The sequence below is a fragment of the Dokdonia sp. Asnod3-C12 genome (assembly GCF_045063975.1).
Classification (GTDB): Bacteria; Bacteroidota; Bacteroidia; order Flavobacteriales; family Flavobacteriaceae; genus Dokdonia.
This window is the reverse complement of record NZ_JBEFNY010000003.1, coordinates 322888-346874: the sequence shown is the minus strand read 5'-3', so window position 1 is coordinate 346874 and position 23987 is coordinate 322888. Positions and strand designations below refer to the sequence as shown.

Sequence of the window (23987 nt, the reverse complement as noted above, 5' to 3'; positions counted from 1 at the left end):
TTCGAATAACATCGAAGCCAATATTGCATAACATAAACCAGTAACATTTCTTTAGATCAGTTTCTTATTGTTCGAGATATTTCTCTTATTGAACATAGATTTTAGATATTTTATTGCCATTGTATTCGGCAATATATAATTGGTTTCCATTAAGTGCTAATCCTCTTGGGCCAGATAATCCCGTTACTACATCTGTTACAGTAGTCGTAGTTGATGTAATATCAATTTTAGATATTTTATTGCCATTGTATTCGGCAATGTATAGTGTATTACCATCAAGTGCTAATCCTGAAGGGTGAGATAATCCTGTCGCCACATCTATCGATGTAGGTGGCGTGGTTGAGATATCGAGTTTAATAATTTTATTAGCAGTTCTTAATGCTATATATAAATCATTGCCATTTAGTAATAATTCATCAGGTCTTACGCAGCAATCGAGTATCGTTACATTCTCAAGCGTAGGATTTGCAATTGAAATGTCGAGTTTATTAATTTCATTAACATCTGGTGCAGTAACGTATAAGTCATTTACATCAAATGCTAATCCCGAAGCTCCATTCGTTCCTGAAACTACAGTTGTTACAGTAGGTGTAGTTGCTGTGATATCCGTTTTAGAGATAAGGTTAGCCTGAGGCTGTGAGATATATAAGTCGTTACCAGAGATAGCTAGTCTGAAGGTAAACAATCCTGTTAAAATGTCTGTTGCGTTAGGATTAGAAGCTTCAACATTTATTTGAGATACTTTATTAGCACCAACTTCGGCAACGTATAAATCATTTCCATTAAATACTAATCCAGCAGGGTTAGATAATCCTGTCACCACATCTGTTGTTTGAGAAAATAAATCAATTGTAGTAAAACTAAAAATGCCACTTTCAGTTGAATTTCCATCGCTATCCTTAGCTATAACTTTCCAATAAAAAACTTGTGGAAATTCTAACGGGTCAATAAGTGTAAATTCAGTTTCTACTAAGTTGGATGCTATTACCGTATTTGGACTAGGATTATTATCCAATACTAAATCGTAAGTGACTGGATCATTATCTGAATCTATTGACGCATTCCATGTTAATGTAGGTTTTAGAGCTACATTTAATGCTTCATTACTTACCGTTAAAAGTGAGAACGAGTTTGGAGCACTATTAACTGGAGTTATTGTCATTTCCTCATTACTAGACTCGTCACTTCCACAACCGAAAATTGTTAAAATTGCAGCAATTACTAATAGAAGGTTAATATTTTTTTTCATTTATTTAAATGTTTTACAACAGGCCACTGTTTAATGAGAGTGCGACTTCTGATAAGTATCGAGAATGCTGTTATGCTTTTTATACTTTTTTATTTTATCTAAATATACAATGAACTTTGGAGTTGGGACTTTGTAATTAGACAATTAATTTTCAATCAAACAAAAACGCTCTGTGTTTTTTATAATATTGTAGATAGGTTATTACTTACATTTTTATGACTAGAAATAATTCTTATTATCATCAGCATATTTACGATATAAATCTCGCATAAATCCATCTGGATAATTGGAAAAAGCACTGTCAAATTCCATCATTTTTTCTTCACTTACTTCATTAGAAGTTTTGAAAAACCAAGAATTATCTTTGGGTATTAAATCTATAGCTTGATTAATTATTTTGGCAGACTCGGTTGCGCCAATTTCATTTAAAGATATTACTACCTGCTCTTTGTGTTCAGGAAACCATTCTTGTAGAAAACTTAATATACTATCTGCTTGTCCCGCATTTTCTAAGTGCATACAAAGAAATAAATTCAGTTGTTTCTGATTTAGTGAATTAGGGTCTTTATTATATCTCTTTACTAGAATTTCATGTAATGCGATGGAGAAATCAGAATTATCACGCAATGAAAACAGACCTTTAATATCTTCATTACTCACAATTTCATTTCTTTTTTCCAATTGTTGCTTTATTGCATCTGTCATCCACGAAAGTCCATTAAATGAGTTTTTTTCCATAATTGAGAGTTTTTGTAGGCTTACTTGTGACAGGCCACTGCATAAAGCGAGTACAACTCCCCACAGCTATTAGGATTGCTAGTATACTTTAGTATGCGGTCTTGTTTATTTGATCTAAATATACAATGAATTTTGAAGTCGTGGGCCCTCCGTTCTACAGTCATATTGCTTCTAATGAACTTACTGAGAGTATATGAATTGATACTTTACGAAAAGCTCTAGTAAATCTCGTTCTGTACTCAGAAAAAGAAGATGAAGTACAAATGTATTCCTTAATACGTCTTACAAACAGAGCAATTAGGTTCGCCAATCAATTTGCCAGATTTATTAAATTCATATTTACAGCATTCACTGAATTTTGTCTTTAAAATTTCCTTAGCTCTTTTGATTCTTACTTTAACATTAGCAAGGCTAATTCCTAGTTCTTCTGCTACCTTAAGTTGCTTTAGTCCTTTAATGTAGATTAGTTCAATTACTTGCTTGTAAATTTTAGGTAAGTCATTTATAAATGTATCGAAGCAGCATACATGATCGTAGATTTGAGTCGGGATTTCCTTGTTAATTTCCAATTTCTCGACATAAATTGACTCGCTATTATAGTGGTTATTTATCTCGTTACGAGCGATCTGAAAAACCCAAGCCTTTACTTTGTCTTGATTTTTAAGCTGGGATAGATTTTTGTGAATTTTCAAAAAAGTATTTTGAAAAATATCATTTGTAGCATCCTTATCCTTTACTTTTTTGAGAATAAAAAAGTATAGTTGGTCATTAAACGTATTCCAAATATTTTGAGTTTCCATAAATAAAAATATATAAAGGTTAGTCCTAAAACTAACCTTTAATAAAACTTAACAGCATGTACAATTGTTACATTCACATTTTAGACAAGTGCAATTATTTCTAGAGCAATCACCACAATTACATTTAGTACAGCTACAATTAGTGCATTTACATTTATTCATAATATTCACATTTTAAAGTTCATTAAGGAGACCAGTAAATATTAAAAAGGATACATTTTTTTACGTTAATTTTATTTACGTATCCTTAAACTTTGTTACAATAGGGGATAGCGGCTTATCGAGCAATTGTATGTTATGACTTTTTTTATCTTTTGGTATAGATTGTTTGTTCCAAAAAAATTATGAATCTGCTTATTTGTACATCTTACGTATGCTCTCTCAATTGTGTTACATTTTCATACGTAAAAGTGGCTCGCCACCGAGAAGATGAAACCTAGAGCTTTAAAATCGTAACGGGTTTGCTCTAACTAGATCCATACCCAAATCTTTAATATCTCAAGTACTTTAGAGGTGTTCTGATATTGAAGTGGAGCTATATGAGGTTGGGAATTTTCAAGTATGTAACTGACTTGGATGTGGCTTATCTTGAGATGAAAAACATGTCCTTTGGCAATCAGCCGTCCACGTAGCAAATATACCGAGAGTGCTGACGTAGGAGGCATTTTCTGGTCATATAATGTGTGTGCCCAGTATGGGCATCTTTAGACTACTTATTAAAAGTAGTTTATTTATCTAGAGGGTGCAAGTCCCTTATGGGCAGGGGTAACGCCTTGAACCATTAGTAAGCTGCAAGGTTGCTAGTTGTTATGTTAGTTTAATTGAGTACTATAAACGAGCTGTATAATTATTGAACCGCCGTATACGAGACCCGTACGTACGGTGGTGTGAGAGGCGCACTCTGCTAGTTGCTAGCAGAGCCGTCTACTCGATTAGGCTTAGTTTTTTGTGAATTGATTAAATGCTTCTTGTATAAAAAACAACCATCCAAAATCTTTTCTATTTTTGACATCTTTATTTATCTGTTCAATAGAGGTGTAAATAGAAATTGGATTTGGAATTGGAAGTGGAATATTTCCTAAAACACCTGTCGTTAGACTTTTTCCTAGTTTTGGTTTATTCTTAGTAAGAAAAGCGAAATTTGATGTTCTTATATATTTATTGATTTTATTTTCAAATAGTTGTTCATCTTTCAATTCACTATATTCTATTAACCATTCATTAAATTTAGTTCTAAAATCATTTAAGAAATCACTTTTCTTTAATTCAAAAATTTGTTCCCAAGATAATTTTCCAAAATCGAAGTAGTTTATAGAGCATACTTTCTGTAATACTCTCTCAGCAGAAACAGAGTTACCTTGATAAGTTGCAGTATATGCATCTCTATGTAATTCTGTATAAAGTGCAGAAATATCTTTGTTTTTTTTTGATACTTGAAATAGAAAATTAAAATCCGCAGAAACCGCACTTACATAATAGTCAAGTATTTCAAACTCTTCTTTAGTTTTTATATTATATGCATCAAAACCAAAATTTTTAGTCAAGAAGTTTTTTATAAAGATTATGAATTCTTCTCGATTAGGACCATAACACATATTTGATTCTGGATTAACACTAAAGCTAATTTCGTTCATGAAATCTTCAGAGACAAAATTATTAATTGGCCTAAAAAAAGTCATTATTTCAGTTGCAATTTTTGGACTATCATTTAAAATAATATTTTCAAGAAAACCTAAATCTTGTTGTCTTGGTGAAATATATGTCATTTGGTCAAACAATACTAGACTCCTTTTTAGAAAATTACTAGAACTTTCTTTGTGATTTTCAGTGTGAAATCTCAATGTGTATGGTGTAAATAATCCAAATTTCGGTGTCATGTATGCGGGTTTTTTAATTAAGCCTAACGGTCTCGGCTATGAGTAGTTGCGTGGATTAGCACTTAACTTTGCAAGTACACACCAAGTTGGAAATTCCGCAGGAATTTCCAAAGTAGGCGAGAACAAGCAATTACTTATAGCTATTGTGTGTGCCCAGTATGGGCATCTTTAGACTACTTATTAAAAGTAGTTTATTTATCTAGAGGGTGCAAGTCCCTTATGGGCAGGGGTAACGCCTTGAACCATTAGTAAGCTGCAAGGTTGCTAGTNCGCCTATGCTTGGAGTCGCACAAGAATGGGAGGATGGGCAGTCGCTCAAAGCCCTATACTAGGCACTACAATTACTATTAAACGGTTAAAAATGAGAGGTTATGTTAGTTTAATTGAGTACTATAAACGAGCTGTATAATTATTGAACCGCCGTATACGAGACCCGTACGTACGGTGGTGTGAGAGGCGCACTCTGCTAGTTGCTAGCAGAGCCGTCTACTCGATTATAGTCCGTTACTTATTTGCTGGAATTTACTTTCATCTAATAATCTTAAAACTTTTATCCTGTTTTCTGCCTTATGTAAAAGGAATATATAGCTATCGCCACCTGAGTCCAAAATCTTCAATTCAATGTCGTAAAACTTTAAGTCCTTTTTAAATTGAGTGAAACAACCATCAGCAGATATTGATGATTGCTTAGAGAATTTGGAACTGACATCCAGTTCAGCTTTTAAGTTGAAATTCTGTCTTATAGATTGCTCAATCAAACTATCAAGTTCTAATATTTCTGTTTTCCAGTCTAATGAAAAGAATTGTAATATTCCTTCATCTTGCAGTTGAGAAGATAAGTAATTTAAGGTCGAACCATATTCTTCGTGATTCTCATAATTCTTTATTGATTTAATTTTTGCAGCATATTTATTAAATCCTAACTCATCAAAGCAATACTTTCCTAATTTTGTTAAAGCATCACGTTGTTTTTTAGGGAGATTCTTTAATAATGTAGTTTTGGGTATTTCTACTAAGGGTTCAAACCTCAAAGAAAGTTTGTCGTCCAGTTCTATCTTAACTCCCCTTTGAGTTTTTGAGATTTCATCTATTTCATCAAGATATTTTTGAAGCGACTGTTTGGCATTTTTCTTTTTAAAGAATCTGATTCGACTTATTTCATTTGCTTTATTGAATAAGATTTCGCTGTCAAATTTTCTATTTGTTCCTATTAGAAATCCACTTGGGTATTTGTTACCCGTTTTCAATCCAATAAAGTTAGGTTGTGAATCATGAACATTCGGAATTAGTTCTTCAACAACGCATGTTTTATCACTTGTATCATTTGTGGAGAAAACAAAAACATCATAAATATCACTCTTGACTTTTCTTTTTGCACCATAGTGAAATTGATATTCTGACTCTAATGTCATCTCTCCAATTATTGAATCAGCATCATTGCTAAAAGTGACATTAGATGAAATTGGAAGTAATTCATTGTCTATGAATTTATTCTCAAATTCTATTTGATGATTATTTATCCAGGCAATCTTGGCATATCCGATTGCTGGAAAAGATGTTATATCTTTAAATATCCCATTATTGGAGTTTGTCCTTTTGTGGTTTCGAGAGGAACTTATGTCATTTATTGTACTAAATATTAGATCTTTATTTTTTTCTAATATTCCCTTGAAAAAAGGTAGTTCATCTTCAAAGTATAATTTCTTAGAATTTGTACGACCTGTGATACTAAGAAGATTGCTTAATTCTGACATGTTTCCTTTCATTGCTGCGAGGAACAATGCTTGATATATTTGAACACCTCCTGACTTTACTATTTCACTAAATTTCTGAGATTTACTTTGACTTAGCCTCACTTCATAATCTTGATTTGAAAAAGTCTCAATCAATTCATGATTATCCGAAAGCGCTAATTCACAAATAGGAATTCTTGGCAAGGTCATATATGAACCAAGGTTGCTGAAATTTTCGTTTGTCCTAATAATAGTTAAAATAGAATTGCTGAGACCATCCTTAAAGGAATCTAAATCATGTTGATTAATCCATCTATCCCACGCAATGTATTGATAGGACTGTTGAATTTGTCTAACACTATTTTTAAAAATATAATCTTTGCTCGCAAACTCTTTAAGCAAGTTTAATGCTCTATCAGACTTGTTTTTTAGTTCGTCGTTCAATTTTATTTTCTAATGGACTACAACAGGCCACTGCATAAAGCGAGTGCGGCTCCTGATAGCTATCGGGATTGCTGGGTAGCCTGTATTTATTTGTTTATTAATTGATTGCCTAAATATACAATGAATTTTGGAGTTGAGTGCCGCTTGTTGAGTTTTCAAACTTGCCTTAGAACAGTGCGCTTTCGCGAAAGCGTAGCATTAAAAAGTCGCAAAGTGTTAGTTACTGGAGTTTCATCACGAATGTGGTTTATCTTTATATAAAAATATATTCTCTGGTAATTAGCCTGCACGTTTGGTGTGTCGTTAGTTTAGTGGTATAGCAACTAATAAAGTAAATAATTACAGAGAAAAGAGTATGAGACAATTTTATTATATAGGTTAGAATTAGCAATAAATTATATATGGTGCTGTAGCTAGTTTTACCAATATCCTAATTCTTTTCCTTTTTTGTATCTAAGTCTCCCTAGTAATTCGTAGCCTATTGAATTAAAGTGTATACCATCTTTTAATAATGTATTAGGAGTTTTATTTTTATCCATTCTATCTAAATCCTCCACAGTTGGATATTCTCCATTGCTAGGCAATAAACCAAATTCAATTGCATCATAAATTGCATAAGTATTCATATACTCTTTTAAGTCAATATATTTTGATTGATATTTATCCCTTGCTAATTTGACTATTTCTGCTGTTGAATTTCCATGTGAGGTTATTATAATAACATTATCATTCCCTTTATGTTTTACAAACAAATCTATTTGGTCTAATAATTCACTTGAAGATGCATAGCCTCCATTTTGACCAATAAATATGGTTAGAACTCCTTCTTTCTCATTAGATAGTGATGTTAATATAGTAGAGTTTTTTTTAGTTTTATAGTCAGTAGAAGCAGGAGTGATTCTGTTTATGTAATATTTATCTTGATTTCTTGTTAATTTACATTGAATAGTGTCAATTCTACATGGATTTATACCAGCAGAACCTTGTAATAGGGGTAAAACTTTCTCATTGTTATAGCTGCTATATAAACCTGAAGGGATTTCAACTTTAGAACCATCTTTTGGGATTGTAATGGATTGCTTTATATACATAGGGATTCCACCATGTCTTGCTCCAATTGTTAAAGTGTTTTCTCCACCAACTCCCATGTTTTTTACTGTCCAATCAGAACCCAATGAATCAGAGGCAACTTTCGACATGCTATTTCCATCCCCTCCAGAACCAGCTGTTAAAGAATCTCCAATATCTATTAATACTTTATCAGTATTTTCTATTTTTTCTTGAAATGAACAACTTATATTTAGTGTTAAAAGATAAATAAAACTTATTCTTTTAATAAAATTTAAACTCATTCGTTTGGTTGTTTTAAATTAGCTACAACAGGTCACTTTATAAAGCGAGTGTGGCTCCCGATGACTATCTGGATTATTGGTTTGCTTTAATTTGCGGTCTTGTTTGTTTGAATCTAAATATACAATGAATTTTGGAGTTGTGCGCCGCGCGTAGAGCTTTCTAAACTGCCTCCGACGAGCATAGCGAGAGGAAGGCATCAAAGAACCGCCTAGTCATCCCATAACCAATAATCAATAAAAAGACACAAAGAGCTTTAAGATCCTAGCGGATTTGCTCTAACTCGATTTATAACCAACTCTTCGATATTTTAACGGCTTTTGAGGTATTGTGATTTTGAAGTGGAGCCATACGATGGCGGGAATTTCCAAGTATGCTACTGCCTTCAAGAACGTAGCGAAATCTTTTTGTTTTGTTTTTTTTTAAAACTTGTTTAAAGCAAAATCCCAAAGATTTTGCGGACTTTATAAAAATACACAAACCATTCGTTTAAGTCCGAAGCCCGTATTGTCTATAGGTTTTGTTGGCAACAGTATTTTTTTGCGAATAGTTTATAGTATATTTTTCAAGTCCTGTTTTCCAACAATCGCCATTATTTCAGCAGTATCATCATTTATTCGATAGTAAATACTGTCCGACCCACAAACACATCTTCGATATCCGTTTTTTATGAAATCTACCGATTCAAACGAATAAGGTCTTTGAGCAATTATGTCAAAATATTTAAAAAATGAATCAAAATATTTGTCGGCTTGACTCATTCCGAACTTTTTAACTCCGTAATGATGAATTCTTATAAGGTCTTCTTTTGCGGAATTGCTTAATCTATATTTAGCCATTAAGAGTGGCTTTAGACTGCTTTAGTATTTCGGATTTGGTATCACTTGTAAATCCACTATTTTCTGCTTTATCTAGCTTAGATTTAATCCAATCAATTTGGACTTGCTGGCTTCTTGCTTGTCTAATTAAATCATTCACAAGCTCGCTTTTACTTGAGTATTCCTGATTGTCTACTTGTTTCTTTAACCACTCGTCATTAGGTTGCGTGAAAGATATACTTTGTCTAGCCATAAGAAATATGTTTTGATGCTAATTTACACCAAAATTGAACCAAAATCAAATTTTTGTAATATTGTTGCACAACAGGCCACTGCATAAAGCGAGTGCGGCATTTTGCTGGATAGCCTGTATTTATTTGTTTATTAATTGATTGTCTAAATATACAGTTATTTGTGGTTCCTTCGCCGCGCGTAGAGCTTTCAAAATTGCCTCTCTCATCATCGACGAAGGAGTTAGCGACTGAGAGAATGATGCTGGATGAGATTTATAATAAGGCACAACATTCGCTTTATGCTGTAGTTCTTGCATCCGACGAGTGAGGAACGAGCGAGAGGAATGCATAGGCGCAACCACGTTTCGAGCGTTCTATACTTTAGATGTATTCTTTAGACATTTTTGAGCCCTGCCTCCGACGAGCATAGCGAGAGGAAGGCATCAAAGAACCGCTTAGTCATGCCATAACCGATAATCAATAAGAAGTCACCAAGAGCTTTAAAATCCTAGCGGATTTCCTCCTGATTCGATTCATACTCAACCCTTCGATATTTCAACGACTTTTGAGGTGTTCTGATTTTGAAGTGGAGCCATACGATGGCGGGAATTTCCAAGTATACTACTGCCTGGGATGTGGCTTATCTTGAGATGAAAAACATGTCCTTTGGCAATCAGCCGCCACGGTTTAGCTATGAACAGTACGGGAGCAAACTAGCGTTTGCTTTCCGCCACGCACATAGCGAAATCTTTTGGTTTTGTTTTATTTTTTTCTTGTCCAAAGCGAAATCCCAAAGATTTCGCGACATTCTAAATATACGCAAACCTCGGCGTTTAAAACCCAAGCCCGTATTGTTTATAGGTTGTGTTGGCAACAGTTATTCTTCGCCCGAGTTGGAAGTCCATCGGAACAGTTGCGTTTGAGTAAAATCCATTTATATAAACTTGCTCAATAGTCCATTAGCGTTAATTGGCAACAGTTATTTTTCAGGCTAATCACAGGGAGCTGAATCTCCAGACCAATCCGGAAATCTGACTAAAATCCATAAATCGCCTGATTGAGAATTCAATAGTATTTTCCAGTTGTTTCCAGATTTACAATTTTCAATAGCAAACCAATGTCCATTTGTATTTTTAACTCTATTTTTTTCTTTTAAAATATTTTCAAAGCCAATTCCAACATCAGAATTTGTTAGCTTTTTTAAATTGTTTTCAGAAATAAATTCTTCAACCTTCCTTTCAGGAATTTCAAATTTCCCTATTACGGCAACCTCCATGCTTTCAGTTTCATTTGTAACTGTCCAGAAAGGCAGGTTTACCCCAGAAACTCTTTTCAGATAAGCTTCATTGGATAGATATTTATTATAGAGTAGACTAAGGATTAGTATAAATAGAATCGAAATCAAGATTCTTAATTTTGTTTTTTTTCTCAGCTTCATAATTGTTGCCAACAGGCCACTGCATAAAGCGAGTGCGGCATTTTTGTTGGTTTGCTTTAATTTGCGGTCTTGTTTGTTTGATCTAAATATACAATGAATTTTGGATTTGTGCGCCGCGCATAGAGCTTTCAAAAATGTTGTATTCGCGTTATGTAATAGTTGTGGCTGGTTGCAACTACGTGTGAGCTTTCTATACTTAAGATGTATGCCTTAGGCATTTTTGAGTAGTGGCCTGTGGCGGCTGATTGAGTAGGGTGGGAGCTTTAAAATCTTAGCAGATTTGCTCTATGATCTATCTGTGCTAGGTTCTTGATTATAGCCCTTACAATCGCTCTTAAACCGATTTTGAAGCGTAGCCATACGATTGCGGTAATAACCAAGTATGCAACTGTCTTTTGTGAAGCTTATTTTGTCGTGAACTGCGAGCCCTTGGGCAATCAGCCGCCAACGTTCAGTATAAGAAATCGTAGGGCAGGTGATAAGCACTTACGTTTCGGTTTATTACTTAGCTAAATATAAATATTTTGCTTTTATCTTCTCAACTATTAATGCCAAATTTTATATTTAGCGGACTTTGTTAATATTTACAGAACTTTCGATTTAGCGCAAACGCCCTATGTTTTTTATACACTGTGTGTGCCCAGTATGGGCATCTTTAGACTACTTATTAAAAGTAGTTTATTTATCTAGAGGGTGCAAGTCCCTTATGGGCAGGGGTAACGCCTTGAACCATTAGTAAGCTGCAAGGTTGCTAGTTGTTATGTTAGTTTAATTGAGTACTATAAACGAGCTGTATAATTATTGAACCGCCGTATACGAGACCCGTACGTACGGTGGTGTGAGAGGCGCACTCTGCTAGTTGCTAGCAGAGCCGTCTACTCGATTCTACGCAGTTTTTTATTCTTCCTCACTTGATTTCGATTCTTCAATAGCTTTTTCAACTACTTCCTCTTTATTTAGAGTTTCATTCTTTGCTTTACGTTCCCTAAAAACTTCACTTGGCCATATTTTATCCAATTCCTTTTCTAAAATTTCGTTTAGTTGAAGGCATTGTTCGTAAGATTTTAAAAAATACTGAATGTCTACAGGTAAATATTCACCACTTTTCACTCTCGCAACTACTCCTGATTTTATTAAATAAATATCATTAGCAATTCCAGCATTGTGAATATGAATATCTCTTGTCGCTTTTAACTCAATATATTTATGAAAAACAGGGTTTTCGAGTAAATTAACACCTGTATATTTATCAAATTCAGTAGCGTAATCTTTAGGTGACTTATATGCGATTTCATTTAAAATTCCGTCAACAATCACAATTTTAATTTGTTCGATGGAAGTTGATGATAAAACACAATCAATATCAATTTTTTTCTTCGAAGGTATTTTGTTTGGGTATTCTAACAATATCATTCTTAAAACATCATTCATTAATGTTTCCATAATCGTTACGAGTTGAAAAATGGCATCAATCGGTAATTTATTCAACCCTAAATGAGCATATTTTTCCGTTAACTCTTCTTTTGTATAATTCCGAGGGTCACTCATAATAGCAGTATTGTCTGCTCGAAAGCCTAAAGGATAAGAAATTGGAATTGTAGCACCATCTTCTAAATCATTAACCCACTTTATATTTTGTTCGAACGATAAATATGTTAATTGAGCCATTTCTCCTTGAAGAAAAAGAAGTCTTGTGTTATTTTGTATTAATTCATTAATTCTGTTTCCGAATGTTTCCATTATGTTGATTTAAATTGCGTAGAACAGGCCACTGCATAAAGCGAGTGCGGCTCCCGATAGCTATCGGGATTGCTGGATAGCCTGTATTTATTTGTTTATTAATTGATTGTCTAAATATACAGTTATTTGTGGTTCTGTCGCCGCGCATAGAGCTTTCAAAAATGTCTCATTCGCTTTATGCTGTAGTTGTGGCTGGTTGCAACAACGTTTGAGCTTTCTATAATTATGATGTACAAATAAAGACATTTTTGAGCCCTGCCTCCGACGAGCATAGCGAGAGGAAGGCATCAAAGAACCGCTTAGCCGCCTCATAACCGATAATCAATAGAAAGACACCAAGAGCTTTAAAATCCTAGCGGATTTACTCTAACTTGATCTATACCCAACTCTTCGATATTTCAACGACTTTAGATGTATTCTGATTTTGAAGTGGAGCCATACGACGGCGGGAATTTGCAAGTATGCTACTGCCTTGGATGTGGCTTATCTTGAGATGAAAAACATGTCCTTTGGCAATCAGCCGCCACGTTAAATATACGGCAAGTTGGGCAGAAAATAAGCGATTATTCTCGGTTTAGCCACAAGCCAAATCTTTTTATTTTGTTTTAATTTTTCTCTTTTAATACCAAATCAAAAGATTTGGCGACTTTGCAAATAGACAACAACCTTTCGGTTAAACACTAATCGCACAATTTGCTATATATAGTGTGTGTGCCCAGTATGGGCATCTTTAGACTACTTATTAAAAGTAGTTTATTTATCTAGAGGGTGCAAGTCCCTTATGGGCAGGGGTAACGCCTTGAACCATTAGTAAGCTGCAAGGTTGCTAGTTNCCTATGCTTGGAGTCGCACAAGAATGGGAGGATGGGCAGTCGCTCAAAGCCCTATACTAGGCACTACAATTACTATTAAACGGTTAAAAATGAGAGGTTATGTTAGTTTAATTGAGTACTATAAACGAGCTGTATAATTATTGAACCGCCGTATACGAGACCCGTACGTACGGTGGTGTGAGAGGCGCACTCTGCTAGTTGCTAGCAGAGCCGTCTACTCGATTGTGCGTTCGTTTTTTTATCCGCTAAACATGAAAATATAATTTTCATTTTTTTCAGTGCGATTTAGTATTGATTTGAGTTGTTCAATTCCCTCAGCGATATGTCTTTGGTTAAATGCTTGGTCATCAGATTCGTCATCGTGCCAAACCTCAGGGTAAATTCCGTTTTTATTTAATTCGCTGGAGTTATACTTATCAATAAACTCATTAGTTGAGATAGAGTTTAATACTGTATTTATTTCTTTTATCAATTCAGGATTCAAATAATTAATAGAGTTATCCTCAATCTCTGAAAAATCAATCTGGGTAAAATCAATGTTTTCATAATCTACAGGCTCACCTAAACACTGTTTTGGATTAAAAATTTCATCAATTTTTTCCGTTATATTTTTATCAACAGTTTTTTTCAGGATAAACTCAATTCCAGAAAAATTTTGCTCAAAGATTTCATATGATATAGATATATCTGGTTTAAATAAAGAAGTATCATTTTCTATTCTGCTAAAGTCAGATTTATTTATTTCATAAAGTGTAGAGCTTTGTCCCATTTATATTTTTTCTAATGACGCACAACAGGCCACTGCATAAAGCGAGTGTGGCATTTTGCTGATTTGCTTTAATTTGCGGTCTTGTTTGTTTGATCTAAATATACAATGAATTTTGGAGTTGTGCGCCGCGCGTGGAGCTTTCAAAAATGTCTCATTCGCTTTATGCTGTAGTTGTGGCTGGTTGCAACAACGTTTGAGCTTTCTATAATTATGATGTACAAATAAAGACATTTTTGAGCAGTGGCCTGTGGACGGCTGATTGGTAGGGTGGGAGCTTTAAAATCCTAGCGGATTTACTCTAACTCGATCTATACCCAACTCTTAGATATTTCAACGACTTTTGAGGTGTTCTGATTTTGAAGCGGAGCCATACGACGGCGGGAATTTGCAAGTATGCTACTGCCTTGGATGTGGATTATCTTGAGATGAAAAACATGTCCTTTGGCAATCAGCCGTCCACGTCTCCGTATATGAAACGTAGCGTGTTAAAAAGCTCTGTAATTTCGGATTATAAACGAGCCAATTTTTTATTTTTTCTATTTATCTTTTAATTTTTAAATATACAAAAAATAAAAATTTGGCGGATTTAATAAAGAAGCAAAAACCTATAAGAAAGCTTGTAATAGCTATGTTTTATATACATTGTGTGTGCCCAGTATGGGCATCTTTAGACTACTTATTAAAAGTAGTTTATTTATCTAGAGGGTGCAAGTCCCTTATGGGCAGGGGTAACGCCTTGAACCATTAGTAAGCTGCAAGGTTGCTAGTTGTTATGTTAGTTTAATTGAGTACTATAAACGAGCTGTATAATTATTGAACCGCCGTATACGAGACCCGTACGTACGGTGGTGTGAGAGGCGCACTCTGCTAGTTGCTAGCAGAGCCGTCTACTCGATTGTGTGTAGTGCTTTATGCCTCAATTTTCTCTTCTGATTTTATTAAAAATTCTTTCATAGATTTAATTACATTCACAAAATCTGTCCATTCCAAGTTAGCAATTATTGAAGTTTGACTATGAGCTAATTCATTTCTGATTTTTTCAACATTTTCAAGAAGCTTTTTAAAAGCACTTTTTGAAAATTCAAAGTCATCTCTAAATTTATCTGTTGCTCTTAAAATCTCTCTTTTATCACAAATTTGAACACACTCCAGTAGTGTCAATTGAACGTTATTACCCTTTCTTTCTTTATATATCTTTTCTGCTAATTCGATTCTTCCTGGATTTAAAATTTCTTTCCAAGATTCTTCATCATAGTTTTCCGTTATCCAAAAGTTCAAATGTAATTCGAAAAGTGAAATTAGTCCAAAAAGATAAATCCTTACTATTGGTTTATTTATATCCGCACGAGTTACAATTCCATTGACAGAATTCTTACTCAATACATAAACATATTCTTTATCGAGCAAAATTTCAAATAGTTCAGATAATGGTGTGGATTCCGAAATTACAATAGCGATTTCAAATTTCTCAATGTAATTCTCAATACTATTTTCTCCAAGGTTTTCTTGAACGACATATCCAAGTTTCTGGTCATTTTCATCTACGACTCCAAGCGTATCAAAATCTCTTTGTTCAAGCGTACTTTTTACTTCGTAAGTATTGTCAGTTATTTTACAACAAGCTAAAGGTTCAAAAATATATTTTGTGGTTATATTTTCTATGAATATATCTTGTAATTCAGCAAATGAAGTTCCTTTTCTTCTAATTCCTGTATGTTTTGAATACCAAAGTTGAAATCCCATCTGTATTTTTTTGTATTACACACAACAGGCCACTGCATAAATCGAGTGCGGCTCCCGATAGCTATCGGGATTGCTGGATAGCCTGTATTTATTGGTTATTAATTGTCTAAATATACAGTATTTGTGGTTATGTCTCTGGGCGTAGCAATTTCGAAGTTGTTATTTAGAGGTACGCTTTCGCAAAAGCATAATGAGTAGTAGTGAAGAGAAAAACTAGTGATCTTAACGGTGGCAAATAAGCCTTTACCATTTTAAAATAATGAGGACCTTACGATGAGAATTATACCTTAATATGAGCTTACAAGGCTGTGATAATTGTAGTTGTAGTAGGCTTTTTTTTATCAAATCTTTGTTGTAAGTATTTTTTTTTCTATTCTTTTTTGGTTAAATTTTTATCAGATATAATTTTTGTATTGGTTGGCTCATCAATTTCTCCAGATTTTATATCAGATTTGAATTCAGATGCTTGTTCTTTTAAAATCCTGTCTTGATATCGCTGTACTTTTTGATACCAAAGTATAAATCCGATGAATGACATAACAATTCCAAAAATCAATAGCCAATTCAATCCGCTATTTTGTTGTTTAAAATTACCTTCTTTTCTTTTAATCAAATTTTGTTTTGCATTGACAATATCCATTTTTGATTTAAGCTTAATAACATCTACATCTATGAATTCTTGCAAACGAGTTATTTCTAAGAAAATGTCTTGAGAATTACATTCCTTTTGGTCAAAATTGATTTTTATATTTAGGTCGTTTTTTTCTTCTATCTTACAATTACAAGCTTTTGTCTCACACAAATCTCCTACATTATTAATCCAATCTTTTCTTTCTCGGTTAGCTTTGTCAATTTCATAGTTTATTAAGTCAATTTCATAACTTAATTCTGCAGTTTCTTTATCTAATTCCAAATCGCTTTTGTAATTTAAAAATGTATAAAGTACCACTAACGTTAATCCAAATAGTGATATAAATTTGTATAAATTATCAGTAGGGAGTTTAGGTAATATCATGTCTCAAATGTAAGGTAATAGACTAATTACACAAATCAAATACAGCCCCAGATAACTATCGGGATTGCAGATTTGCTTTAGTTTGCAGTCTTTTTTATGTGGACTAAATATACAATGAATTTTACTGCTGTGCTTTTATCGAGTAGGTCATAACTACACTAATTTATAAACGGTAGCATGACCATTTATTAAATGAGTTATAAAAGCAATTAAACGACAGTCTAGGAGATTATAAGAAGAGGAAGGAGGGAAGTGTTTAGTGCAGCTTATATGAGGTTATAACCTCACATTTTCGCGAAAGCGTACCACATACCATCAAGAACTTATATAAAACAAAAAAGGCCTTCTAATAAAAGAAGACCTTTTTGAGCCGATGGAGGGACTCGAACCCACGACCTGCTGATTACAAATCAGCTGCTCTAGCCAGCTGAGCTACATCGGCATTGCGGGTGCAAATATAATAGCATTTATTATATATGCAACCCTTTTTTTAAAAAAAAATTATAGCTTGTTTATACGAGCTACAAGTGACTGTGCTTCCTTCTCAAGATCTGCACGTACTGCCACTAGATTTTTACTTCTATTCTCTACTTTGCGGTCGTTTACCTTTGCAATTAAAGTGTCAAAAGTTGCGATAGCGTCATCTATAACTGCTTCACTTTCCTTTCTATCTTCTTTAGGATTAAGAGCTTCCCAAACGTATACTGCGTCAATAATGTCACCTAGTACAAAATTGATATCCTTTTTTAAATCTCTAATATTTGCCATTGTTCTAATTTTGACTGCAAAAGTAGGTTAATTTATAATCATGAACCTTACATTTTTATGTAAAATCACATCATGCTTATAATAGTAGTACGATCTTAAAGGTGCTTACTGTTTCTTGCGCTCCTCTATAAGCTTCTTGAGCTGCTTCCCGTATTTAGAATTTCTAGTTTTTCTAGGGAAAGTCTTGTATAAAGTGTCTAGGTAAGGAGTGGTAGCATCTGGTATCTGGGTCATTACAAGGTAAGGAGCAATCTCAAGATCCTTATTTGTTGTTGCAAAGTTACCCGTGTATAGATACTTTCTTTTAAGTAATTGCTGTAAAGAATCATCATAAGCAAGAATCTCTTCTTGATCATCTCGCTGTCTAGCGTTAAAAGAACCTTTTATAAGATCAAGATTCTTATCATTAAACTGCTTGTTCATATTCTTAAACTGTGTCCAGTGCATCTGGTTCTCAGACCCTGTTACGGCTGCAAATCCTTCAAAGTTTTTAAGAGAGGTAGTGATATTAATAATACCAGCCTCTGCAAAGAAAGGAATACGGTCATCATAACCAGACTCATCTGCCTTATCAAGGTGTAAGTAATACACCTCTGGTTCTTTTATGTCAAGTATAAACTCAAATTCTGGGTCACCGTCTACTACAAGAGAGTCTAGATTTACAAGCATGGTGTCTTGCACGCGCTGTACATATAAAGTTCCTTTTTTAAGACCTTTTACCGTTCCAGTGACTGTAAGATTTCCTGTTTTTGAACATGAAACCATCAAGATGCTTAATAAGAGAATGTATACTATTTTATTCATAATTGGTTTTAATTATAGACGGCAAATATGCTACTATTTTACATATAATACTAGCCCGCAGCTGCCATTTCCATTAAAATTGTACAGAGTATTGCGCCATATGTTCCCACCACATACCCAAAAACTGCTAGCAACACACCCACACTAGCTAGCGATGGGTGAAACTCTGCCGCGACAATAGGAGCAGAGGCTGCCCCGCCCACGTTTGCCTGGCTTCCCACGGCAAGAAAGAAGAAGGGAGCTCTTATAAGTTTTGCCACCAGTATGAGGAGTCCCGCATGTATACCCATCCACACAAAACCTATGGCAATAAGCCCTGGGTTTTCAAAAATAGTGGTGAGATCCATTTTCATACCTATACTCGCAACTAGTATGTAAATAAACACACTGCCTATTTTACTAGCTCCAGCACCCTCATAATTTTTGGCTTTGGTAAAGGAGAGTAAAATCCCTATCGCAGTTGCAATCGTGACCATCCAGAAAAAAGTAGAGCCAAAGGATGCAAGCGCAGAGTCCTTTGGGATATCAGAAAATAAAGCGCTCATACCACCGGCTCCCCAGTGTGCAATACCCACTGCGCCAAAGGCAAGACCCAGCATAACCATAAGATCAGAAAGCGTCGGGTTTCTCTTAACCCCTTCGGCAAAGGTGGAGACGCGTTCCTTGAGCACCTCTATCGCACTATTATCTGCATTAAGCCATTTATCTATGCGGTTGCTTTTACCTATACCTAGTAAAATTATGGCCATCCACACATTTGCCACCACAATATCTACCAGCACCATACCACCGTATTTTTCTGGATTGTATTTATATATCTCAAGCATCGCAGCTTGATTTGCACCACCGCCTATCCAGCTTCCTGCCAGTGTAGAGAGGCCACGCCATATCGCATCTGGTCCAGCACCACCCACCGTTTCTGGTGATACGGAAGAGATGAGAAGTATCGCTAGCGGGCCACCTATCACAATCCCTATGGTTCCTGTAAAAAACATGATAAGCGCCTTAGGGCCTAGGTTTACAATTGCCTTAAGGTCTATACTAAGCGTCATAAGCACCAGCGATGCGGGTAGCAAGTAGCGACTCGCCACATAATACAGTTGGCTACTCTCTGCATCTATCAGCCCCAGACTATTAAAAATAGCAGGGATGAGATAGCATAGCAGTAGGGCAGGTACAATGCCATAAAATTTCCCCCAGAAGCCTGTCTTCTTACTCGAGGTATAAAATATAAATGCAAGTGCAAGCGCAATGAGGCCAAAAACGATGGCGTCATTTGTAAAATAAGGTGTGTTTTCCATAATAATGTGGGTAATTACGCTTTCGCGAAAATGGGATCACTTTCACTGCAAGAAGCATAAAAAATAAACTAAGGCTTACCGCCAAAGGAATCCGAAAATACCAAAATCCCTATAAATATAACCAGTATGTAAGTTTTAAATTAATACTCCGGAAGCGAGGAGCAAAGGTGGTATCTGTAAAATAGTTGTCATTATACACCAAAAATAAGTCTGAAAGTGGGGCAAATCGCCATTGCAAGCGTGAGTTAATCCCAAAGTTATCTTGCAAGGTGCTGTATTGTACTAGCGTATTCCAGAACAGGTTTTTACTAAAGGTAACATCCACCCGTGGGCTTACAAGCCAGATGCGATTATCTGCATAAGGAGCAGGCAGGTCTATGTTATCATAGCGGGCGTTTATACCTAGCACAAGTTTAGGTTGCAGGCGCAAGGTAGCTTCTGCTCGCAAGGTGAGTATCTCACCGTTAAAAAACTCGCCGTAGGTAGTATTTGCGGTGTAGTAAAACTTCTTGCGCTGGTCAGACTTGTACTCGACTTCCAGATTGGTGTAACGGTACTCGCTTCCTTCTGGTAATTCTAGTCCGTCAGATCGTGATGGGTCAAAGCTGTCAAAGAGTTTTGTGTAGCGCGTTCTAGGTTTTGCACTCAGGCTGCTGGTATTTTTAAACTGGGCTTCCCACTGTGGTGAGAGCGTGCGATCGCCTAGTGTAAAATCTACTTCTGGCCGCCATACAAAGAAGGAGTTTAAAGAAAATGTGTGCCTATTGATTGTTCCCCCTTTCGGGAAAAAGAGCCTTTCTACCTTACTGAAGTTCCTGAAGATATCCTTACGAGGTATAAAACCAAGCTCAGAGTTGAAGTCTTCATTTATAAATAGCGTAGCGCTGGTCGCGCGCCAGTTGTTTTTATTGTACTCCATGCGCGCCCCGCCAGAGTAGTCCTTGCTATCAATCCCGGGAGTAAAGGATTTGTGGAGGTAAAATTTACCATTCCAGCTATTGTCTTTATTGGCTAGGTTATAATCAAGACCTATAAGTCTGTTGTATTCTTCATCAGGTTGCACAAAGGCAGCATCACTGGTGTTCTGCTTGTTTACAAAAATCGCACTTATGTTTGACCTGCTAAAAACGCTGTGCTGTAAGGCAACCACTGTGTTGTTTGTTGACGCAATCTCAATAGGTTCATCATTTTCTGTTTGCATGTTGAGTATACCCACGCGTAGCTTGTTTGTGAGTTTACCGCTCAAGCGTGCACCTGCTACAATATTGTTCTGTACCGTGTTTCCATCAAGATCTTCGGCTATGCCTATACGTCTCGAGAAAAAAGGATTTGCCGCCCGCGGATCACCAAAATCTGCAAAGAGGTCACTGTTTTCTATAAAAAACTGCCTGCGCTCTGGCAATCCCACCTCAAAACGTGAGAGGTTTGTAATAGCATTATCTACCTCTACTTGGGAGAAGTCTGGATTGATAGTAACATCAAGATTAAGGCTGTTGCCTATCGTAAAACGAGCATCACCGCCCACCTTGATCTCGGTAAAGTTATCGTCTAGTTCTCTGTCTTGTCCAGCAATGGCATTTACATAAGGAATTATAGAGATGGGACTTCTTGAGCTACCTAGCGGTTTCTCAAAAACCATATCGCCCATGTAAGCCAGATTAAAAATATTCTGATTCTGCGGTATTTGTATCCACGTGTTTCGCGAGTTATCTTGGGTGTCAAACTGATAACTATTAAAACGCCATCGGGTTTCGCCTTCTCTATATTTAAAGGCGCTCATGGGGATTGCCCACTCACATACGTAGTAGCCGTCATGTACCGTGGTTTCTCCCACCCACTTGGTATCCCAGCTAGTGGTAAAACCTCTCAAATCTTTTCCGCCGCCAGAGACTAGCGCTTCCCTGCGCACGCCAGCAGGATTGGAACCAAAAAGAAACGCGTTATTACCATCATTAAAGGTGTCAAACATTAAGGTGATATTATCACTTCCGCCTGCTCTAAAGTCACGTCGCAAAGATGGGACTATATAATCGTCGCCCTGCGCAGAGACTTTGATGCCTACATATAAGGTTTTGTCATTATATAAAAAGCGTATCTCAGACTGGTAAGGTGCCTGTATGGTATCTGTAGGGAAATATTGCCAGAAGTTTGTTGCTGGGACTGCTTTGTCCCAAGCTTTTTCATCAAGTACACCATCTATCGTAATAGGTGTTTCTATAAAGGATACACCTACTTCTTTGGTTTGAGCGTAGTGCGCTGTACTTACTCCAGCAAGGAGTACACAGAGTAGCAATTTATACATCAGGAATGGTTAGTTCCCCCGAATGTATCAAAAAAATGTCTTGTATGCGATAAAACTTAAGAACCTTTTAGCCACTTCTCACGTAAAACTCGCTGTAAGTCATCATTATACGTTTGTAATTCTACCAGTGTAGCCTGCGGAGTTTGTGGTGTGATTACCGTTCCAGTAAGTGCCACTTCTTCACCATCTCTTTGTACAGTCATAGTAATTGCATCGCCAGCTTTCCAGCTATTTGAGACTGTTATTAAATCGTATACGTTAGAGAGATCATAAGCAGTTCCATTTACTGCCGTAATCACATCATTTCCTTGTACGCCCAGCGCAGTGAGAAATGTATTGAGGTTTCCTGGGAGTACATAAATGGTGTTTTCTTCTTTGTTTCCATTAATATAAGGACGTTCTTTTCCTAATAAGAAGCCTGTGTCTACTAGCGTAGTGCTATAATCAAGTCCTACTAGGTCAAAAAAGTCTTTGTACTGTATAGGTTGTGTGCCTATGACGTGGTTTGTAAAGAATTCGCCCACTTCAGGGTAGGTGAGTTGGGTGATTTGCGGGATCAGGTTACTGTCTTCAAAAGGTCTGTTAGGCCCATATTGATACGTAAGTTCCTTCATAAGGTCGAGAACACCACGCTCGCCATTGCTGTTTTTACGCATAAGTATATCAAGGCACATCCCGATAAGAGCTCCTTTTTCATATACGTTACCATAATTTGATGCATATGGCTCTTCAAGAATGTTTGCGCTCATCTTAGTAAATGACATAACATCATCATACCCTTTTGCATTACTTATTTTTTGAACGAGCGTGTTGTAAAAATCTTCTGGAGTAACGAGTCCTTGCTGCACTTGAAAGTGCTGAGCAAAGTACTCCGTAATCCCTTCATACATCCATAAGTGCATGCTCATCTCAGGATCATTATACTTAAATTTATGAATCTGCGTAGCATGTAAATTAAGCGGAGTCACAATATGAAAAAACTCATGTGATACCACATTTACCATGGCATCATCAAGATTTTCTTGAGGCATAGACTCTGGAAGTACCACCACCGTAGAGGTGTGATGTTCTAGCGCTCCTAGATCTTGTGCATCATCTGCTTCGCCTGTGGTAAGGTATAGTAAGATTGTATAACGGTCTGTAGCATTAAAATCACCTAAATAGTTCTTTTGTGCTTTTATCATACGCTCTATATTAGGCTTAAGGCTTGACGCCTTTACCGTTCCAGAAGGACTGTACACACTAAGCTCGATAGTAATGTCATCTATAGTAAATACCTCTTTACTAGGTACGTTATACATGATAGGATTATCTACAATGTCAAAATATCTATCGCCTTTGTAGGTATCTGTAATCCCTGTATTTCCAAAATCTTGCGCTACATACAGTGAGTCTGCAAAGCGTGGAAGGCTAGTAGTAGCTTCCATAGTTTCTGGTCTATTGATATCTACATAATATGGCATTTCCTCTTGGTCTTTAAAATACCCAAGAATTCCATGTAAATTGAGCATAAACTGCTCGTTTTCTTTAAAATTTGTCCCCGCAGGAGAAAAAATTGTGTGTTCTGCCTCTACATCATAAGTGTCATTTACATAGTAATCGATGTAATCAAGATTACGTGCATTTTTAATATCCCATGTATTATCTGAGGTTTTGGTGACCTTAAGCTTCTTTCCAAAAGTTCCATAGGCAGCAACACTGTCTATAAATTTTCCATAATCATCATCAGAGTAAGTGCCGGGCACCGTCTCAGGAATGTAAAAAGTTGCAACGTCCTTATATATAGGCGCAGGTTGCACGCGTACTTTAATACGATCATTGCTCAAGCTTACAAGATCTATGGCACTACGGGTAAGTTTATTTTTTGGAGCTAATTGGTGAGAACTCGCAAGGGGTTTATTGAGAATATCACAACTCACTATAAGTAACGAGCAAGCAATAATATAATAGATCTTTTTCATCTTGAAGATTGTAAACATGAGTGACTGTTAGAAGTCAAATGTAGTAATTCTATCTTATCTAGAAATTTTGA

General features: G+C 35.8%; 18 protein-coding genes, 1 tRNA gene and 2 pseudogenes. 2 read left to right on the top strand and 19 right to left on the bottom strand.

Annotated features, from left to right (window positions below; translation table 11 throughout):
• Positions 1 to 85: 85 nt before the first annotated feature.
• The 4 genes from ACJJVW_RS01520 to ACJJVW_RS01505 all read right to left on the bottom strand — a co-directional run bounded on the left by ACJJVW_RS01520 (position 86) and on the right by ACJJVW_RS01505 (position 4664).
• On the bottom strand, positions 86 to 1162 hold the full coding sequence (locus ACJJVW_RS01520; protein WP_405250519.1) for a hypothetical protein: 1077 nt from the start codon (positions 1160 to 1162) through the stop codon (positions 86 to 88).
• Between the two features lie 306 nt (positions 1163 to 1468).
• Positions 1469 to 1987, bottom strand: coding sequence for a hypothetical protein (locus tag ACJJVW_RS01515; protein ID WP_298327232.1), 519 nt, complete (start codon positions 1985 to 1987; stop codon positions 1469 to 1471).
• A 272-nt stretch (positions 1988 to 2259) separates the two neighbouring features.
• The gene (locus ACJJVW_RS01510; protein ID WP_405250518.1) at positions 2260 to 2787 is read right to left on the bottom strand and encodes a sigma-70 family RNA polymerase sigma factor; all 528 of its coding nucleotides are present in this window, start codon (positions 2785 to 2787) and stop codon (positions 2260 to 2262) included.
• Between the two features lie 938 nt (positions 2788 to 3725).
• Positions 3726 to 4664: a hypothetical protein gene (locus tag ACJJVW_RS01505; protein WP_405250517.1), complete on the bottom strand. Its 939-nt coding sequence runs from the start codon at positions 4662 to 4664 to the stop codon at positions 3726 to 3728.
• A gap of 271 nt (positions 4665 to 4935) precedes the next feature.
• On the opposite strand from ACJJVW_RS01505, the pseudogene ACJJVW_RS01500 reads away from it, so the two are divergent.
• Positions 4936 to 5073: pseudogene (locus tag ACJJVW_RS01500) on the top strand (group II intron reverse transcriptase/maturase); the annotation flags it as partial.
• A gap of 85 nt (positions 5074 to 5158) precedes the next feature.
• On the opposite strand, the gene ACJJVW_RS01495 reads toward ACJJVW_RS01500, so the two are convergent.
• The 6 genes from ACJJVW_RS01495 to ACJJVW_RS01470 form a co-directional block, all read right to left on the bottom strand.
• Positions 5159 to 6841: a hypothetical protein gene (locus ACJJVW_RS01495; RefSeq protein ID WP_405250516.1), complete on the bottom strand. Its 1683-nt coding sequence runs from the start codon at positions 6839 to 6841 to the stop codon at positions 5159 to 5161.
• A gap of 419 nt (positions 6842 to 7260) precedes the next feature.
• The gene (locus ACJJVW_RS01490; protein ID WP_379953313.1) at positions 7261 to 8193 is read right to left on the bottom strand and encodes a hypothetical protein; all 933 of its coding nucleotides are present in this window, start codon (positions 8191 to 8193) and stop codon (positions 7261 to 7263) included.
• A gap of 549 nt (positions 8194 to 8742) precedes the next feature.
• Positions 8743 to 9030: a type II toxin-antitoxin system RelE/ParE family toxin gene (locus tag ACJJVW_RS01485; RefSeq protein ID WP_405220877.1), complete on the bottom strand. Its 288-nt coding sequence runs from the start codon at positions 9028 to 9030 to the stop codon at positions 8743 to 8745.
• Positions 9023 to 9262 (bottom strand): type II toxin-antitoxin system ParD family antitoxin, encoded by a 240-nt coding sequence (locus ACJJVW_RS01480; RefSeq protein ID WP_405250515.1) that lies wholly within the window; start codon positions 9260 to 9262, stop codon positions 9023 to 9025. The genes ACJJVW_RS01485 and ACJJVW_RS01480 overlap by 8 nt, the downstream gene beginning before the upstream one ends.
• A gap of 971 nt (positions 9263 to 10233) precedes the next feature.
• Complete coding sequence (locus ACJJVW_RS01475) at positions 10234 to 10680, bottom strand: hypothetical protein (RefSeq protein ID WP_405250514.1); 447 nt, start codon at positions 10678 to 10680, stop codon at positions 10234 to 10236.
• An 897-nt stretch (positions 10681 to 11577) separates the two neighbouring features.
• On the bottom strand, positions 11578 to 12420 hold the full coding sequence (locus tag ACJJVW_RS01470) for a hypothetical protein (RefSeq protein WP_405250513.1): 843 nt from the start codon (positions 12418 to 12420) through the stop codon (positions 11578 to 11580).
• Between the two features lie 835 nt (positions 12421 to 13255).
• Here ACJJVW_RS01470 and ACJJVW_RS01465 point away from each other — a divergent pair.
• Positions 13256 to 13390, top strand: a pseudogene (locus tag ACJJVW_RS01465) (group II intron reverse transcriptase/maturase); the annotation flags it as partial.
• 101 nt (positions 13391 to 13491) lie between these two features.
• Here the strand turns inward: ACJJVW_RS01465 and ACJJVW_RS01460 are convergent.
• The 9 genes from ACJJVW_RS01460 to ACJJVW_RS01420 all read right to left on the bottom strand — a co-directional run bounded on the left by ACJJVW_RS01460 (position 13492) and on the right by ACJJVW_RS01420 (position 23916).
• Positions 13492 to 14022, bottom strand: coding sequence for a DUF1877 family protein (locus tag ACJJVW_RS01460; RefSeq protein ID WP_405250512.1), 531 nt, complete (start codon positions 14020 to 14022; stop codon positions 13492 to 13494).
• A gap of 909 nt (positions 14023 to 14931) precedes the next feature.
• Positions 14932 to 15765, bottom strand: coding sequence for a CBS domain-containing protein (locus ACJJVW_RS01455; RefSeq protein ID WP_405250510.1), 834 nt, complete (start codon positions 15763 to 15765; stop codon positions 14932 to 14934).
• Between the two features lie 370 nt (positions 15766 to 16135).
• Positions 16136 to 16780 carry a hypothetical protein gene (locus tag ACJJVW_RS01450; protein WP_405250509.1) on the bottom strand — a complete coding sequence of 215 codons (645 nt, stop codon included), beginning with the start codon at positions 16778 to 16780 and terminating at the stop codon, positions 16136 to 16138.
• A 368-nt stretch (positions 16781 to 17148) separates the two neighbouring features.
• A tRNA-Thr gene (locus ACJJVW_RS01445) sits at positions 17149 to 17222 on the bottom strand.
• 59 nt (positions 17223 to 17281) lie between these two features.
• Positions 17282 to 17548 (bottom strand): hypothetical protein, encoded by a 267-nt coding sequence (locus ACJJVW_RS01440; RefSeq protein WP_035336443.1) that lies wholly within the window; start codon positions 17546 to 17548, stop codon positions 17282 to 17284.
• Positions 17549 to 17653: 105 nt separating this feature from the next.
• Entirely contained in the window at positions 17654 to 18352 is a 699-nt protein-coding gene (locus ACJJVW_RS01435) for a DUF4369 domain-containing protein (protein ID WP_405250508.1), read from the bottom strand.
• A gap of 50 nt (positions 18353 to 18402) precedes the next feature.
• Positions 18403 to 19653, bottom strand: coding sequence for a DUF819 domain-containing protein (locus ACJJVW_RS01430; protein WP_013751749.1), 1251 nt, complete (start codon positions 19651 to 19653; stop codon positions 18403 to 18405).
• 109 nt (positions 19654 to 19762) lie between these two features.
• The gene (locus tag ACJJVW_RS01425; RefSeq protein WP_405250507.1) at positions 19763 to 21955 is read right to left on the bottom strand and encodes a DUF5916 domain-containing protein; all 2193 of its coding nucleotides are present in this window, start codon (positions 21953 to 21955) and stop codon (positions 19763 to 19765) included.
• A gap of 56 nt (positions 21956 to 22011) precedes the next feature.
• Complete coding sequence (locus tag ACJJVW_RS01420; protein ID WP_405250506.1) at positions 22012 to 23916, bottom strand: peptidase M61; 1905 nt, start codon at positions 23914 to 23916, stop codon at positions 22012 to 22014.
• Positions 23917 to 23987: the final 71 nt, after the last annotated feature.